Source organism: Plantibacter cousiniae (nom. nud.) (assembly GCF_977070315.1).
Window position 1 is genome coordinate 54,138 of sequence record NZ_CDRVEU010000015.1, and the last position, 14,965, is coordinate 69,102.

The 14,965-nt window shown below is 60.2% G+C and carries 13 protein-coding genes; 3 read left to right on the top strand and 10 right to left on the bottom strand.

Features of this window, described 5'->3' with window-relative positions; translation table 11 throughout:
* Window positions 1-285 precede the first annotated feature (285 nt).
* From ACW55A_RS24420 to ACW55A_RS24430, 3 genes are all read left to right on the top strand, one after another.
* Window positions 286-1,584 carry a GGDEF domain-containing protein gene (locus tag ACW55A_RS24420; RefSeq protein ID WP_044309144.1) on the top strand — a complete coding sequence of 433 codons (1,299 nt, stop codon included), beginning with the start codon at window positions 286-288 and terminating at the stop codon, window positions 1,582-1,584.
* A 169-nt stretch (window positions 1,585-1,753) separates the two neighbouring features.
* The gene (locus ACW55A_RS24425; RefSeq protein ID WP_498811694.1) at window positions 1,754-3,532 is read left to right on the top strand and encodes an acyl-CoA dehydrogenase C-terminal domain-containing protein; all 1,779 of its coding nucleotides are present in this window, start codon (window positions 1,754-1,756) and stop codon (window positions 3,530-3,532) included.
* Between the two features lie 403 nt (window positions 3,533-3,935).
* Window positions 3,936-4,097: a YqaE/Pmp3 family membrane protein gene (locus tag ACW55A_RS24430; protein WP_002555565.1), complete on the top strand. Its 162-nt coding sequence runs from the start codon at window positions 3,936-3,938 to the stop codon at window positions 4,095-4,097.
* Between the two features lie 55 nt (window positions 4,098-4,152).
* Here the strand turns inward: ACW55A_RS24430 and ACW55A_RS24435 are convergent, their stop codons facing one another.
* The 10 genes from ACW55A_RS24435 to ACW55A_RS24480 form a co-directional block, all read right to left on the bottom strand.
* Window positions 4,153-5,979 carry a S9 family peptidase gene (locus ACW55A_RS24435; protein ID WP_498811695.1) on the bottom strand — a complete coding sequence of 609 codons (1,827 nt, stop codon included), beginning with the start codon at window positions 5,977-5,979 and terminating at the stop codon, window positions 4,153-4,155.
* Window positions 5,942-7,111: a pyrroloquinoline quinone biosynthesis protein PqqE gene (gene pqqE / locus ACW55A_RS24440; RefSeq protein ID WP_003372397.1), complete on the bottom strand. Its 1,170-nt coding sequence runs from the start codon at window positions 7,109-7,111 to the stop codon at window positions 5,942-5,944. The genes ACW55A_RS24435 and pqqE overlap by 38 nt, the downstream gene beginning before the upstream one ends.
* Entirely contained in the window at window positions 7,104-7,388 is a 285-nt protein-coding gene (pqqD, locus tag ACW55A_RS24445; RefSeq protein ID WP_002555562.1) for a pyrroloquinoline quinone biosynthesis peptide chaperone PqqD, read from the bottom strand. Before pqqD ends, pqqE begins: the two co-directional genes overlap by 8 nt.
* A complete protein-coding gene (gene pqqC, locus ACW55A_RS24450) occupies window positions 7,385-8,140 on the bottom strand; it encodes a pyrroloquinoline-quinone synthase PqqC (protein WP_003372394.1) in 756 nt (251 codons plus the stop codon). Before pqqC ends, pqqD begins: the two co-directional genes overlap by 4 nt.
* 8 nt (window positions 8,141-8,148) lie before the next feature.
* Window positions 8,149-9,060 carry a pyrroloquinoline quinone biosynthesis protein PqqB gene (gene pqqB / locus ACW55A_RS24455; protein WP_058416069.1) on the bottom strand — a complete coding sequence of 304 codons (912 nt, stop codon included), beginning with the start codon at window positions 9,058-9,060 and terminating at the stop codon, window positions 8,149-8,151.
* Between the two features lie 88 nt (window positions 9,061-9,148).
* The gene (pqqA, locus tag ACW55A_RS24460) at window positions 9,149-9,223 is read right to left on the bottom strand and encodes a pyrroloquinoline quinone precursor peptide PqqA (RefSeq protein WP_003422658.1); all 75 of its coding nucleotides are present in this window, start codon (window positions 9,221-9,223) and stop codon (window positions 9,149-9,151) included.
* A gap of 135 nt (window positions 9,224-9,358) precedes the next feature.
* On the bottom strand, window positions 9,359-11,647 hold the full coding sequence (pqqF, locus tag ACW55A_RS24465) for a pyrroloquinoline quinone biosynthesis protein PqqF (protein ID WP_498811696.1): 2,289 nt from the start codon (window positions 11,645-11,647) through the stop codon (window positions 9,359-9,361).
* Between the two features lie 205 nt (window positions 11,648-11,852).
* On the bottom strand, window positions 11,853-12,647 hold the full coding sequence (locus ACW55A_RS24470; RefSeq protein ID WP_455808933.1) for a carbon-nitrogen hydrolase family protein: 795 nt from the start codon (window positions 12,645-12,647) through the stop codon (window positions 11,853-11,855).
* Between the two features lie 15 nt (window positions 12,648-12,662).
* Window positions 12,663-14,342 carry a flavin monoamine oxidase family protein gene (locus ACW55A_RS24475; RefSeq protein ID WP_455808932.1) on the bottom strand — a complete coding sequence of 560 codons (1,680 nt, stop codon included), beginning with the start codon at window positions 14,340-14,342 and terminating at the stop codon, window positions 12,663-12,665.
* Window positions 14,343-14,493: 151 nt separating this feature from the next.
* Complete coding sequence (locus ACW55A_RS24480; protein ID WP_455808931.1) at window positions 14,494-14,955, bottom strand: Lrp/AsnC family transcriptional regulator; 462 nt, start codon at window positions 14,953-14,955, stop codon at window positions 14,494-14,496.
* Window positions 14,956-14,965: the final 10 nt, after the last annotated feature.

Here is a 14,965-nt window from a genome sequence, read left to right on the forward strand (position 1 = left end):
GAGACCTGAGAAGGCGTTCAGGCCCCGTGCATAGTCACGATGTTCTTCAGGACACCTCTCGTTCCTCACGCTCCGCGTGGGAATGCAGTTCGTGACGCTCTGTGTCACCCAACGCATGCCGACGCGGCGCATGGACGCAAGAAGCCCGCAATAAACATTTCCCGCTTCCTGCCGTTACAGAAATTAAGTTGTTTGTTGATCCTGCCGATGCATTGTTTGCTGGGGAGGGGCACAATGCCATCAGGCCAGCCAGTCATCCAGATGCCGGGTAGGAGATAACCCCTTTTGTTGCGTCCATCAGCTGCACGCTTGAGTCATTTTCTGCCTTCACTGGGCTTGCTGGTGGCGGGGCTTGCGGCTGCGTATGTAAAGGACCTGAACGTCTTCTTCACCTCGCTGTTCAACGTGCTTCCGACCCTGGTTCTGTTGTTGGGCGGCGCGTACTGCTGTGTTTACCGACGTCAGCGCGAGCTGTTTCTGATGCTCACGGTGTATATCGCCTACTACCTGCTCGATACCCAGACCGATTACTACCGTGACCACGGCAAGGTCCGCGAAGATGCAGCGGTGATCTTTCACCTGGTCTGCCTGCTGCTGCCGCTGCTGTTCGGGCTGTATGCAGCATGGGAGGAACGAACGCATCTGTTCCAGGACATGGTCGCGCGGCTCGCGGTGCTGGTAGCGCTGGGCGGCGTGGCGGTTGGGCTTGAACAAAGTTATCCGGTCGAGCTGCAAGTCTGGCTGGCCGACATCCGCTGGCCTGTCCTGCATGGCGCATGGATGAGCCTGATCCAGTTGTCTTACGCGATGTTCCTCGTGTCATTCGGAGTGCTGATCTGGCAATACCTGGAAAAGCCGCGACCGCTGCATGCGGCGCAGATTGTCGGCCTGCTGGGTTTGTTCTGGGCGTTGCCCAAGACCTTCATCCTGCCGTTCACGCTGAACATCTTGTGCAGCCAAGTGATGCTGATGATTGCCGCTGCTGTCGCTCATGAGGCCTATCAGATGGCCTTCCGCGACGAGCTCACCGGGTTGCCTGGGCGACGGGCGCTCAATGAGCGCATGCAGCGTCTGGGTCGCAACTATGTGCTGGCGATGAGCGACGTGGATCACTTCAAGAAATTCAACGATACCCACGGCCATGATGTGGGGGATCAGGTGCTGCGTCTGGTGGCCAGCAAACTGTCGAAAATCACCAACGGCGGTGGCAAGGCCTATCGTTATGGTGGCGAAGAGTTCGCCATTGTGTTCGCCGCCAAAACTATCGATGAGTGCATGCCGCACCTGGAAGCCATCCGCGAGACCATCGCCAATTACGAGATTCAGCTGCGCAACAAGGACAGTCGCCCTCAGGACGATCAGCAAGGCCGGCAGCGCCGCAGCGGGGCGCAGTCAGGCAGTGTGTCGGTGACGGTGAGTATCGGCGTTGCCGAACGCCAGCCGGAGCATCGCACGCCCGAAGAGGTGCTCAAATGCGCCGACCAGGCGCTGTATGCGGCCAAGGGCGCCGGGCGCAATTGTGTGGTGGCTTACGGGCAGTTGAACCGACGTGGCGCTGTCCGCACAACTGAAGCGGCAACCTGAGCAAGCCCTTACACTTCCCGTGTCCTGTTATGACTATTCAGTCATGACACGACCCTATGTCTCTGAAATGTTGTTCGGTTAGACTCGTGGAACTCGACTGCTGATCTGCGTCGCTGGATGCATCGATCGGCTTCCCAAAGCATTTCGATCCGTGTTCACGAGGTTTGCCATGGCTGACTATAAAGCGCCACTGCGCGATATGCGCTTCGTCCTCAATGAAGTCTTCGAGGTTTCAAAGCTCTGGGCTCAACTGCCCGAGCTGGCCGAAACCGTCGACGCTGAAACGGTCGAAGCCATTCTCGAAGAAGCCGGTAAAGTGACCAGCAAGACCATTGCGCCGCTGAGCCACAACGGTGACGAGGAGGGCTGCCACTGGAAGGACACCGTCGTCACCACACCTGCAGGTTTCCCCGAGGCCTATAAGACCTACGCTGAGGGCGGCTGGGTCGGTGTAGGCGGTAACCCCGAGTTTGGCGGTATGGGCATGCCCAAGGTGGTGTCGGCTCAGGTCGAAGAGATGCTCAACTCTGCCAGTCTGGCGTTCGGTCTGTACGCGATGCTCACGTCCGGCGCCTGCGTATCGATAGACACCCACGCCAGTGAAGCGCTCAAGAGCAAATTTCTGCCCAATATGTATTCAGGCGTCTGGGCCGGGTCGATGTGCCTGACCGAGGCCCACGCCGGTACGGATCTGGGCATGATTCGCACCCGCGCCGAACCCCAGGCGGACGGCGCTTACCAGATCACCGGCAGCAAGGTTTTCATTACCGGTGGCGAACACGACCTGACCGAAAACATCATCCATCTGGTGCTGGCCAAGTTGCCGGATGCACCGCCTGGCCCGAAAGGCATCTCGCTGTTTCTGGTGCCCAAGTTCATGGTCGCTGACGACGGCAGCATCGGCGAGCGCAACACCGTCAGTTGTGGCTCGATCGAGCACAAGATGGGCATTCAGGCGTCTGCAACGTGTGTGATGAACTTCGACGCCGCCACCGGTTACCTGATCGGTGAGCCGAACAAAGGGCTGGCGGCGATGTTCACGATGATGAACTACGAGCGCCTCGGCGTCGGTATCCAGGGCCTGGCCTCTGGCGTGCGCTCTTATCAGGCTGCCGTCGAGTATGCGCAGGACCGTCTGCAGAGCCGTGCCCCGACCGGCGCACAGAACAAGGACAAGGCCGCTGACCCGATCATCGTCCATCCTGACGTGCGTCGCATGCTGTTGACCATGAAAGCCTTCAACGAAGGCGGTCGGGCGTTTTCCAGCTACGTGGCTCTACAACTGGATATTGCCAAGTTCAGCGAAGACGATGCCGCGCGCAAGCGTGCCGATGATCTGGTAGCGCTGCTGACGCCCGTCTCCAAGGCGTTCCTGAGTGATATCGGTCTGGAAACCACCGTGCATGGTCAGCAGGTATTCGGCGGCCACGGTTACATCCGCGAGTGGGGCCAGGAGCAACTGGTGCGTGACGTGCGTATCACGCAGATCTACGAAGGCACCAACGGCATTCAGGCGCTGGACCTGGTCGGGCGCAAGATCGTCGGTTCGAATGGCGCTTTCTATCAGCTGTTTTCCGATGAAGTCCGCCAGTTCATCAGCGGCTCGGACAACGCGCTCGGCGAGTTTACTCAGCCGCTGAGCAAAGCCTTGAACATGCTGGATGAGCTGACCGGCTGGGTGCTGGATCGCTCGCGTAACAACCCCAATGAAATCGGCGCAGCCTCTGTGGAATATCTGCATCTGTTCGGTTACACGGCGTATGCCTACATATGGGCCATGATGGCCAAGGCAGCACTCGGTAAAGAGCAGCAGGAGGAGTTCTACGCAAGCAAGCTGGGTACTGCACGCTTCTACTTCGCACGTCTGCTGCCGCGTATTCACTCGCTGGATGCCTCGGTGCGCGCGGGCAGCGATTCGCTGTACCTGTTGAAGGCGTCACAATTCTGACTTGGAAAAGCCTTGTAAGCATTTGCTTACACTGCGTGGTGCCAATTGACCTCTTCCCAAGAAAGGGATCCAAAGTTAATCTTTGTTCATGGACGTAGCGCAGGACGCGCAACAAGACATAACAGGGACACGTAGGGAAGCCTGCCAGGATGGCGGGGTGAAAGGGAAATCAGGGAAACAGTCTGGAAAGCCCCGCTTCGGCGGGGTTTTCTTTGTTTGCGTTTTGACGATTCTGTTTTCTTTCCGCTCGCAGCACACGCTGCTGTGCCCGCAGTACAACGCTTGTCCTGATCCTCTCCCGAGAAAGAATAATGGCGCGGTGCCAGAGCCGGTTGAACCCTCACCGCCGGCCAGGGTCGATTAGCTGTATGGCCAATCAGAGCCAATCAATCAGGAGCTTTCCATGGACATCATTCGTATCATTTTCGCCATCCTGCTGCCCCCGGTAGGCGTGTTCATGCAAGTAGGCTTTGCTGGCGCTTTTTGGCTGAATATCCTGCTGACCCTGCTGGGTTACATCCCGGGCATCATCCACGCGATCTACATCATCGTCTCGCGTAAGTAACACCTCGTCGCACTCGCTGATCGTTCCCTGATGCGGGAACGATCACACGGCCTGATCAGGCATCCAGCACATCCCGATAGAAACGCCATTCCTTCTCCAGCGCATCTGCCAGGTTATTCGCCTTGCGGAACCCATGGTGCTCGTCCGCGTAGAAGTGCGCTTCGGTCTTGATTCCGTTGTCTTGCAACGCCTTGAGCATGGACCGGGTCTGTTCCGGAACCACCACGGCATCCAGCTCGCCCTGAAAGAAGATGACCGGCACGCTGATGCTGTCTGCGTGCAACAGGGGCGTACGAGCCTGATAGCGCTCGATGTCCTTGTCGAGATCGCCGATCAGCCAGTCCAGATAATCACCTTCGAATTTATGCGTCGCCCTGGCCAGTGCCACCGGATCGCTGACGCCGTACAGGCTGGCACCCGCGCGGAATACATTGTGGAAGGCCAAGGCGCAGAGCGTGGTGTACCCACCCGCACTGCCGCCGCGAATAAACGCCTGTCGTTCGTCAATCAAGCCGCGCTCGGCCAGATGTTTCACGACTGCACAGGCATCTTCGACGTCCGCCACGCCCCAGGTGAGGTGCAGGCCTTGCCGGTACACCCGACCGTAGCCGCTGCTGCCGCGATAATTGAGGTCTGCCACGGCGAAGCCGCGGTGTGTCCAATACTGAATGCGTGGGTCCAGCACTGGGTAGCAGGCAGAGGTCGGGCCGCCATGGATGAACACCACCAGCGGCGGTTTCTCCGCGCCGGTCATGGCCGGATAGAAGTAACCATGAGCCTCGGCCCCGCCACTGGGGTAACGCAATGTCTGAGGACGGCTGATCTGGTTGGCTGGCAGCGGCGACCCGCCTCCGGCAAGCACCTGAGCACTGCCGTCGTGGCGAGAAATAGCCAGTACCGCCGAGGTGCTTACGGCTGAGGCCGCGATGCAATAGACGAACTCTTCGTCAATGGCGAGGCTGCGAAAGCGGCTGTAACCCGCGCTGAAATCCTCGACGCTGCCGTCGGCCTGACAAAGCCCCAGAACACTTGAACCGTCTTCGAACCAGCTCGCCAGGTAACCATCGTTGATCGGCAGCCAGGTGCAGCTGCCCATTTGCCAGGGCGCGGAGGCATGATCCGCCGGGCGGGCGGAAAGCGGCGCAAACCCGGAAGGTGATTCGCCCCACGGCTGCCAGAAACCTGCACGATCTGTCAGGCAATACAGCCGCCCGTGGGCATCGAAGCGCGGTTGTTGCAGTGACTCTTGCGCGCCGTCGCCTGCGATGCACAGCGCAGTGGCCCAACTGCCATCGTCCTGTTTCGTCGCAGACATCAAGCGGGTGCTGGTCCACGGCTGATGCGGGCGCTGCCATTCGATCCAGGCCAGGCGTCTGCCGTCGGCGCTGACAATCGGTGATGAGTAGAAATCAGCGCCTTCGGCCAGCAACTGGCGCTTGCCGTCAGCCAGCTCGATAGCCACCAGTCGATGCGTGTTGTGGTCCTCTTCAACGGCCAGAATCTGGCCGCCGCTGAAGAACACGCCGCCGTAGCGCTTGTCGCCCTCGGTCAGCGCCACCGGCTCGCTGGCATCCAGTGCCTGTCGATACAGTTGCTGGTCGCGCTCGTTGACGAAGACTACGGCGTCGTCGGCGAGGCAGAACGAGCCACCACCGTATTCATACACCCGACTGCGCACGCTGAAGCCTTGTGGCGTCAGGCAGCGCTTGCTGTTGGCGTACCAGTGCCAGATGCGGCTGGCGCCGTCTTCGGGTCGGTATTCGTTCCAGAACAGGCCCGCCGAGCTGACATCCAGTTCGGCGAAGTCGACGCCTGCAGCGACCGCTTGGGCGGCGCTCAGGCGTTCAGGAGGATTTTGCGATGAGTCGTGAGTTTCGGTCATTGCGAAAGGCCAGCTCTTCAATGGTTTGAGTAGCGGTTTCGGACTCGTCACGAGCCTGAGTGATGATCCCGTGGTGATAGGATTTGCTGCACACCGGGTCGGCATTGGCGGCGTCGCCGGTCAGCATGAAGGCCTGGCAGCGACAACCGCCAAAGTCCTTTTCCTTCTCGTCACACGAACGGCAAGGCTCGGGCATCCAGTCGTAACCGCGGAAGCGATTGAAGCCGAACGAGTCGTACCAGATGTGCTGCATGCTGTGATCGCGCACGTTGGGGAACTGGATCGGCATCTGCCGTGCGCCGTGGCAGGGCAGCGCTGTGCCATCCGGTGTCACGGTCAGGAAGATATTGCCCCAGCCGTTCATGCATGCCTTGGGACGCTCTTCGTAATAATCAGGCGTGACGAAAATCAGCTTGCACGGATGATTCTCTGCCTCCAGCCGGACGCGGTATTCATTGGTGACGGCTTCGGCGCGGACCAGTTGATCCTTGGTCGGCAGCAGGCCGAGGCGATTCAGGTGCGCCCAGCCATAGAACTGACAGGTCGCCAGTTCGACGAAATCCGCCTCCAGCGCGAGACACAGCTCGATGATCTTGTCGATGCGGTCGATGTTGTGTCGATGGGTGACAAAATTCAGCACCATCGGGTAGCCGTGCTTTTTGACCGCCTTGGCCATCTCCAGCTTCTGCGCGAAGGCTTTTTTCGAGCCGGCGAGCATGTTGTTGACCTGCTCGTCGCTGGCCTGAAAGCTGATCTGGATGTGGTCCAGGCCTGCTTCCTTGAAGGCGATGATCTTTTCTTCGGTAAGGCCGATGCCCGAGGTGATCAGGTTGGTGTAGAAGCCCAGACGCCGGGCCTCAGCGATCAGCTCGGCGAGGTCCTGGCGCACCAGCGGCTCGCCGCCGGAAAAACCGATCTGCGCCGCCCCCATTTCCCGCGCTTCCTGCATGACCTTGAACCACTGCTCAGTGCTCAGCTCCTGGCCCTGTTTGGCAAAATCCAGCGGGTTGGAGCAATACGGGCACTGCAACGGGCAGCGATAGGTCAGCTCGGCGAGCAGCCACAGGGGCAGCCCGACCTCGGGAGTGGGCGGTATGTACGGGGTGTTGGTGACGGGGGCCAGGTCAGACAAGATCGATCCAGTTTTTCTTTTTGGCGCCTTCCATGAACTCGTCGACGTCCATGCCCAGTTCGGGAACATTGGGGAACTGCTGCTGAAGCTCATGAATGATGGCGGTGATGGTTCGCTTGCCATCGATCAGCCCGCCAATCAGGGCCGCGCTATCATTGAGTTTGATCATGCCTTCAGGGTAAAGCACCACATGCGCCTTTTGCGCAGGCTCGTACTGAAAGCGATAGCCTTGATGCCATTTGGGTGTCAACGCTCGGAACTGCGGATCGTGCTTCATAGCGTAATCCCCTTATGCCAGACCCTTTGGTCTGTGACGCTGTGATACGGCGGGCGGTTCAACTCGTAGGCCATGGACATCGCATCGAGCATGCTCCACAGGATATCGAGTTTGAACTGCAGGATTTCCAGCATACGCTGCTGACCTTCGTACGTAGTGTAGTGCTGTAACGTGATGGCGAGGCCGTGCTCTACATCGCGTCGGGCCTGACCCAGGCGAGTGCGGAAATACTCGTAGCCGGCCGGGTCGATCCACGGGTAGTGCTGCGGCCAGCTGTCCAGGCGCGACTGATGGATCTGCGGTGCGAACAGTTCGGTCAGCGAGCTGCTGGCAGCTTCCTGCCAGTTGGCGCGGCGGGCGAAGTTCACGTAGGCGTCGACGGCAAAACGCACGCCTGGCAGCACCAGTTCCTGCGAGCGCAGTTGGTCCGGGTCGAGCCCCACGGCCTGGCCGAGGCGCAGCCAGGCTTCGATGCCGCCGTCTTCGCCGGGCGCACCGTCATGATCGAGCAGGCGCTGAATCCACTCGCGACGGATCTCGCGATCCGGGCAGTTGGCCAGAATCGCCGCGTCCTTGAGCGGAATGTTCACCTGATAGTAGAAACGGTTGGCGACCCAGCCCTGGATCTGCTCGCGGGTTGCACGACCCTCGTACATCGCCACATGGTACGGGTGATAGATGTGGTAATAGGCACCCTTGGCGCGCAAGGCCTGTTCGAATTCGGCGGGGGACAGCGCAGTCGATTCGCTCATGTCAGCTCCTAAAGCTCGATGCTCATGCCATCGAAGGCCACTTCGACGTTGCGACGAACCAGCTCCGCACGTTCCGGGGAGTCTTCGTCGAGAATCGGGTTGGTGTTGTTGATGTGGATAAGCACTTTGCGCTGCTCGGGAAAGCCTTCGAGGACTTCCAGCATGCCGCCGGGGCCGTTCTGTGCCAGATGGCCCATTTCCCGGCCGGTACGCGTGCCCACGCCACGGCGCTGCATTTCGTCGTCGTCCCACATTGTGCCGTCGACCAGCAGGCAGTCGGCGTCACGCATTTTCTCGGCCAGTGCGTCATCGACCTTGCCCAGGCCCGGGGCATAGAACAGCTTGCCGCCAGTGCGGGTGTCTTCGACCAGCAGGCCGATGTTGTCGCCCGGGTGCGGGTCGAAACGGTGTGGCGAGTAGGGCGGGGCGGCGCTGCGCAGCGGAAAGGGCGTGAAGCGCAGGTTCGGGCAGGCCGGAATCACAAAGCTGCCCTGTAATTCGATGCGGTTCCAGGTCAGGCCGCCGTTCCAGTGCTTGAGCATTTCGAACAGCGGGAAGCCGGTACTCAGGTCCTCATGGACCATGTCGGTACACCACACCTGATGCGGGCAGCCTTCACGCAGGCTGAGCAGGCCGGTGGTGTGGTCGATCTGGCTGTCCATCAACACGATCGCGCTGATGCCGGTGTCGCGCAATGCGCGCCCGGGCTGCATAGGCGCAAAGCCCTGCAATTGCGCGCGAATGTCAGGTGAGGCGTTGCACAGCACCCAGTTGATACCGTCGTCGGACAGCGCAATGGAAGACTGGGTCCGCGCATGGGCACGCAGGCTGCCGTCGCGAAAACCCGCGCAATTGACGCAGTTGCAGTTCCACTGGGGGAATCCACCGCCAGCAGCAGAACCTAGAATCTGGATGTACATGACAGCTCCTGGGACATGCTCTGAAATAAAAAACAGCCACAACCATAAAAAAAGCCCCGGCGAACCGAGGCTTCACAGCGCACTGAAATCAACGGCTTGCAAAGTACATGGTGACTTCAAAACCGATACGCAGATCAGTGTAAGCAGGTTTAGTCCACGACATAAAAATCTCCTCGGATAAGTGCAGCGGTGGGTGACTACATCTTAGTGCATCGCTGGAGGCATACGTTCAGATGCTTAGGGAGCTATGTTACTCATTTTCACAATTCAGCAGGGCTAGAATCTGCATGAAAGACCGTTACCGTTCAGGTAAGGATTGCGGAACGGCCGCGCTGGCAGGGCGATTGGCCACGATCAGCCAGCCTCCTGTGGCGTTGATCAATTGATCCGCAGAGGCCAGCAACGAGTGTGTATCCAGATTTGACAGAGCGCGCTGCAAGGTCTGCGCATGGTCACCCCGGTGCCCGGCGAGGTGTGCCTGCCACTGCAGGTCGGCACGCTGTTGCTCCGGCAGGCTCGACGGCTCGAACTGCGCTGCAAGGGCTTTGGTCTGCTCAGGCAAATCTGCATCGCGGACCCACTGCGGCAATCCGCCGATAAAGGCCTCGATGTGCGCAAACAGTTGCTGGGCATTGCAGGTGGGTGATTGCACGCCGAACAGCAAACCGGTCCGTCCGTCGATCTGCCTGAGGCCACTGAACACCGCGTAACCCAATTGCAGTTCGACCCGCAGCCGCTGATAGAACGGCGCCTGAGCCAGGTGCGCGAGCAGACGCCAGGCCGCTTCATCTTCGATAGAAGTCGTGGGCGCGGGGCAGAACACCAGCACGGCGTCTTCCGAGGAGGACGATGCTTCCGTCGCCCAGTGCTTGCCAGCGCGAATGGCTGGCAGATCGTGTGGGGAAGTTCGCTGAACGCCGGGTGCTGCATTCAACACCGCGTCCAGCATTGACTGGCTGGCCTGTTCAATACCGCTGGTGAAACTGCTCCAGCGCGAAGCCGCCCATACGCCTGGCAGGTCGCTTATGCTCGCCTCCGACCCATTGCGCAGGAAGTGATCGGCAAGCTGCTTGAGCAACTGACGAATCGGGATCAACACCGGCTCGTCGTTTTCCTGTGCGTGGGTATCGGGGTGTTGCAAGCGCTGCAGGCTTTGTTTCAGGACCGCTGGCATCGGTTCGCGCAAACCGTTCAATTGAAGCTGCCAGTACGGACCGTACGCGGTGAAGGTCAGGGTTACTCCGGCCTGACGTGCGTCTTCGACCAGTGGCTTGAGCGCGGTATCGAGCATCCGCCAAAGAGCGGGCTGCGGGGATGGCAGTTGCCAGCGCAGGTACAGCGCGGCTTCAGCGGGGTCGTCCGCTGCCGTATGAAGAAACGGATTCGGCGCTGGCAGGCGCCAAGTGACCGTCTCTGGAACGAGGTTATCCACATCAGCGGTGAGCTTCGCCAGTAATGCACTTAACGTTTTTTGGCCTTGCTCGCTCAACTGCGCGGGCGTTTCGCGACAGTGATGGTTTGCCAGAGCCAATGCTCCGCACGTCTGCAGACGGCGTCGTTCGAGACGGTGGTATTCCTCGATTTGCGTTGGCCAGTGAGCTTTGAAAAAACCGAGCCAGCTGAAAAGCAGGCTACTGATAGCGGTCGCGTTCGCCGGGTCGCCTTTAAACTCGATATCCAGCAAAAGCTGCCCGCCGAACTGGTACAGCGGCGCGGCGTTCAATGAGGTGCAAAGGCCCCTGCGCACCAGCTCGGCGACCAGTCCGCCAGGCTGCGCGGCATTGAGCCAGTGACAGAAGAAGGCCACCGCTTCGTCAGCCTTGTCTGGCAAGTCCTCGAAGGCAAACAGCAGATGGCTTTGCTCGCCAGCCTGTCGAGGGCTGGCTATCAATGCTGGAGGCGGGCGCTGTGTGACCTTCATTCCGGTGGCGAAAACCGCGCCGTGGTTTATCGCCAGCGCCTGCAGTTCAGCCACCGGCAGCGGGCCACTCAGGCACAGGGTCATCTGCCCGGCCTGATAGAAGCCTCGATAAAAGTCTTTCAACGCTTGCTGAAAAGCCGGGTTGGGCACTGACAGGCTGTAGCGATTGCCGGCGTGAAAGCCGCGCAGCGGATGCTGTGGGTTGATCGCTGTCAGCAGGCGCGCCTGATTGCCGGATGCGCTATCGCCGCGCCAGGCGATGAATTCGGCATGCAGCACTTCGCGTTCGCGTAATTGATCTGCGGTGTCCATGCGCGGCCGGGCAAGCATGTCGCATAGCCGCTCCAGCCCTTGGGCGAAGGCCGCTTGCGGCAGTTCGAAGAAGAAGTCAGTGGTGCGCTCACGGGTGCTGGCATTGACCTGCCCGCCATGACGCTGCACGAAGGTCATCAGGTTATCCCCGGCCGGGAAGCGTTCGGTGCCGAGGAAAAACAGATGCTCCAGAAAATGCGCCAGCCCCGGCCACGCTTGTGGCGCATCGTGACTGCCGGCTGCCACGCGCAATGAGGCCGCACAGCGCTTGAGCCGTGGCTCGTGACACAGCACCACATTCAAGCCGTTGGCCAGCGTGAGGCGTTGAGTGTCGGCGGCGTGTGCGGCAGGCATGAGGGGCGTCCGGAAAGCTGTGCGAGGCGAGGCGTCATGCTAGCGGATTAACAGACCCGTTCGCGAGCCTGCTGCTCAAAGCTGCGAAATAGAGGACGCAGAGCGTCCAGAACCGCATGCCAACGCAGAGCATTGGCACGATAGGCAACGAGAATGACGATAAGCAAACGCGCTATTTCCAGAGGCTGTACCGGCCTCTTCAGGATCAAGTCAGCGACGTATAAAGCGCCGGGCGGCGATCCACGAAGTAGTCGTTCGCGGTTCTGGCCTGGGCCAGCAGTGACTTGTCCAGCGTGCCGACCAGCAATGCTTCGTCCTGACCCGCCAGCAACGGGCGGCTGCCGTCCGGCGCGCAGAGGCTGCTGAGCCCGCAGTAACGAATCGCGTCCTCGCTGCCGCAGTAATTGGTGTACACCACGTAGCAGTGATTCTCGAAAGCCCGCGCCCGGACGGTCACGTCGCAGACGAAATCGTAAGGCAGCATGTTTGCGGTGGGGACCAGAATCAACTCGGCCCCCGCCAAGGCCAGCCGACGAGTGTTTTCGGGGAATTCCACGTCGTAGCAAATCAACAGGCCCAGGCGCCAGCCATTCAATTCGACCACCGGGTAATGATCGTCGCCTGCAGCGAACATCGACCTGTCGAGCTCGCTGAACAGGTGCGTCTTGCGATAGTTGCACAGGCGTTTGCCCTGGCTGTCGATCAACTGCACAGCGTTGTAGATCTGCCCATCGGCGGCGCGCTCCGGATAGCCGTAGAGGATCGCAATGCCACTAGCCTGTGCGATAGCGGCAATGCGCGTCGCTGCCGGACCGTCCTGCGCCTGTGCCAGCTCACCGACAGCTTGGGCGCCGATGTTGTAGCCGCTGAGGAACATTTCCGGACAGATCAGCACCTGTGCCCCTTGTTCGGCGGCGGCCTGAGCCTGCTGTTCCAGGCGAGTCAGGTTGCCGCTGACATCCAGCGGCAATGGCGGGCATTGATACAGCGCAACGCGCATGGGGGTTTCCTTCTGTCAGTCGCCCAGTGCAATCGGGCCGATTTCTTGGAACACATCACCGGGGCCGGGGTTCTCGGCGTGAGTTTTGCCGCCAAAGTGGTTCATGATGCCCCACACAGCATTCAGCGAAGTCTGCACAGCGCCTTCGACCCACGCCGGTGTCCAGGACACATCGTCGCCGGCGATGAACATGCCGCGCTGTTCGCTGGGCATGTCCTGCTGCATGAAGTGCGCGTACATGCGCTGGTTATAGCGGTAATGGCCCGGCAGCGCACCCTTGAAGGCACCCAGGAAGTGCGGATCGGCTTCCCATGACACGGTAATCGGATCACCGATGATCCGCGCTGCGATGTCCACTTTCGGGTAGATCTTCTTCAAGGCATCCAGCGCCAGCTTCACCCGCTTCTCGATGGGCTGCGGGAGCATCTTCAGTGCATCGCTCATCCACGAGTAGGACAGGCAGATCACGCCGGGTTTGTCGTCGCCGTTATCGAACAGGTAAGTGCCACGGGTCAGCCGGTCGGTGAGGGTCATGCTCATCAGGTCACGGCCGGTTTCCGGGTCCTTGTCCTTCCAGAACGGACGGTCGACCATCACGAAGGTCTTTGACGACTGCATGTAGCGGGTGCGGTCCAGGGCCATCCACATTTTCTGCGAGAACAACGACTCTTCGCACTCGATCTGCGTGGTCAGCAGCCAGCTCTGGCAGGTCGTCAGCACGGCAGCGTATTGCCGGGTGTCGCCCCAATTATCGGTCACCGCAAAACTGCCATCCTCGGCGCGTGCGATGCGCTTCACGCCGGGACGTGGTGCGCCGCGGTGCAACGACGACAGGCTGGTGCCCTTGGGCCAGTGCGCGCAATGCTCGGGGACGTGGCTCCACAAGCCGACCGGCACTTGCTGCACGCCGCCGACGATCAGATGCTGGTGCTCATCGCAGTTGGTCATCACCACACGGAAGATTTCCAGCATCGAGTTGGGGAAGTCCGAATCCCAGCCGCCAGTGCCGAAGCCCACCTGGCCAAACACTTCGCGGTGAAAGAAAGACAGCTTGGCGAAGGCCTTGGATGTCGCGACAAAGTCATAGAACGTGCGGTCGTCCCATAACGGCACCAGCTTGTTCCACAGCTCTTTGAGACGCGGCACATCGCGGTCACGGATCGCCTGCTGGATGTCACCGAATTGCGAGCCGCTTTCCAGTGCATCGGCCCAGGCGTCGGCGACTTCCTGAAACAGTGCCGGCAGGTCCGAGAGCATTTGTGCGTAGTAGGTGGTGCCTTCCAGGTCGATAACGGTGCTGCCGGACGCCGCGGTCAGCGGGTTGGGGAACGGCCTGGACTCAAGTCCCAGCTTGTCGACGTAATGGAAGAACGCTGTCGAGGACACCGGAAAGCGCATGCCGCCCAGTTCGGCCACGATGCCTTTGGCGCCTTCGAACTCCTGCGAGCGCAGGCGGCCGCCCATTTTCGAGGCTTCGTACACCACCGGTTTAAGGCCCATCTTCATCAATTCGTAGGCCGCCACCAGACCGGCTATCCCGGCACCGATAATTGCCACTTCAGCGCCGTGGTTCTCCACCGGAATGCTGCCCAGACCTTTCGGGTGCTCAATCCAGTCGTCGAAGGCGAAGGGGAAGTCGGGGCCGAACATGGTGATCGGCTTTTTGCCGTTGGCGGGGTGACGGTTGTTCTTCATGACGGACCTTGATGGGCAACGGCAAAAAACAACAGTCTAGAGAAGGGCGGACACGTTAATAAGACGCAAAGTGTCGTCGATATGCTGTTTGTTTGGGCTAAGTGACGAATTTTCTGGTCAGTTTGTATCACTGCTTGATAGAAGCGCGCAGTTACACCGGCTGGCCGCGGTCGATCTTGCTGCTGAGGATGATCGATGTCGTGGTCTTCTCGACACCATCCACGCTGCCGATCAGGTCCAATAGCTGGTCCAGTTGCTCGGGAGAGTCCGTGCGCAGCCAGGCGACATAATCGAACTCGCCACTCACCGCACAGAGTTGCTGAACCTGCGCCATGGCACTCAGCCGCCGCAACACTTCCTTGCCCGAGCTAGGTTGCACGGTAATGCCGACATACGCCTGCAACCCGCCACTGACCACGCGCTGGCCAAGGCGCACGCCGTAACCGGTAATCACCTTGCTGCTTTCCAGGCGCGCCAGCCGCGAGGTCACGGTGGTACGCGCGATGCCCAGTTGCCGGGCCAGCATGGCGACGCTTTCGCGCGCATTGATTTGCAGCGCGGCAATCAGCTGGCGATCGATTTCATCCAGCACAGGCGGGCGGGTATCGGGCACGGGCGGTTCC